Genomic DNA, 1,734 nt, shown 5'->3' with positions numbered 1-1,734 from the left:
CTAGAGCGCCGATCAGGTTAGGGCGAGGGAGCAGGCAAGGGACAGGGGATCGACGTCGGCCCAGAGAGTGCGCAGGTAGGTCCGAGGACACGGCAGGAGCGCACATGGACCGGTGGACGCCTGAGGTGAGGTGTAGCGAGCGGGAAGAGCGGCTGCTGAAGCTGGCGGGCAAGAGCCGCAAGCTCTTGGTCTTCCTACGGCGGCATCGCCACGAGTTGTTCGATGAGGCCTTCCAAGAGGAGTTGGAGGGCATGTATCGGCAGACGGGCCAGGGCGAGGCCCCCCAGCCACCGGCCCTGCTGTGCATGGCGCTGCTGCTGCAGGGCTACCTGCAAGTCTCCGACGCGGAGGCCGTGCGACTGTCGGCCACGGACCGATGCTGGCGCGTGGTGCTGGGCACGCTGGTGCCCGACGATGACGCGCCCGCCTTCTCCCAGGGCGGCTTGCAGCAGTTCCGCGAGCGGCTCATCCACCACGACCTGGACCGGCGCCTTTTGGAGCGCACGGTGGAGGTGGCCCAGAAGACGAAGGCCTTCGACTGGAAGAAGCTGCCAGCCACCCTGCGCCTGGCGGTGGACAGTCGCCCTTTAGAGGGAGCCGGGCGGGTTGAAGACACCTTCAACCTGCTCGGCCACGCGGGCAAGAAGCTCGCCGAGGGCGCCGCCCGTCTGCTGAACACCGACGTGGAGGAAGTATGCCGTCAGGCCCAGGCGCCGCTGCTGCTGGGTACCAGCGTGAAGGCGGCACTGGACATCGACTGGAGCGACACCGAAGAGAAGCAGGACGCCCTCAACCGCCTGGTGCGGCAGGTGGACCGACTGGCGGCGTGGGTGGCGCGTCACGTGGACCAGGCCGAAGAGGCCCCGCTCCGCCGCTACATTGAGGCGCTCGGGCAGGTGAAGGCCCAGGACTTGGAGCCGGTGGAGGCAGGCGGGGTGCGCCTGCGCCAGGGCGTCGCGCCTGACAGACGCGTTTCCATTGAAGACGAGCAGATGCGGCACGGACGTAAGAGCAAGAGCAAGCGTTTCAATGGCTACAAGCAGCACATCGGCACGCACCTGGATGCCGAACTGGTGCTGGCGTGTACGGTGACACCCGCCAACCGCCCCGAGGAGGAGGCCACCCCGGAGTTGAGGGAAGACTTGCGGCGGTTGGGCTTGGAGCCGGACGCGGTGTTCATTGATAGGGCGTACGTGAACAGCGAGCTGACCGAGGAGGTGAAGGGGGCCGGTGGAGAGGTGGTGTGCAAGCCATGGTCCGGGCGCGGTGCCAGGCCGGGCCTGTACGGCAAGAAGGATTTCGCGGTGGACGTGAAGGCGGGCACCATTACCTGCCCGGCCGGCCAGGTGGAGGCCTTCGAGCCCGGGCAGGTGGTGCAGTTCGACCCGGAGGTGTGCGGCGCGTGCGCGCTGCGCGCCCAATGCACGCACGCGGCCTCCGGACGCGGCAGGAGCGTCCGGCTGGGCGAGGACGAGGGCCTGCAGAAGCGACTGCGGCGGCTGCAAAGCACCCGCTCGGGACGGGCGAAGCTGCGCGAGCGGGTGCACGTCGAGCACCAGCTTGCCCACCTCAGCCAGCGCCAGGGCTCGCGGGCCCGCTACCGCGGCACCCGGAAGAACACCTTCGACCTTCGCAGGCTCTGCGCTCTCCAGAACCTGGAGACCCTCCACCGCCGCATCGACGAGAAGCGGCGGCTTGCGGCCTGAGGTTCCACTAACCTGTTTGGCGCTCTAG

At 68.4% G+C, this 1,734-nt stretch carries 1 protein-coding gene; it reads left to right on the top strand.

Annotated features, from left to right (window positions below):
- Window positions 1-104: 104 nt before the first annotated feature.
- On the top strand, window positions 105-1,706 hold the full coding sequence (locus tag G4D85_RS48345) for an IS1182 family transposase (RefSeq protein WP_164021895.1): 1,602 nt from the start codon (window positions 105-107) through the stop codon (window positions 1,704-1,706).
- Window positions 1,707-1,734 lie beyond the last annotated feature (28 nt).

Source organism: Pyxidicoccus trucidator (assembly GCF_010894435.1).
Lineage (GTDB): Bacteria > Myxococcota > Myxococcia > Myxococcales > Myxococcaceae > Myxococcus > Myxococcus trucidator.
The sequence above is the reverse complement of the archived record's forward strand: the minus strand, read 5'-3'. Positions and strand labels throughout refer to the sequence as shown.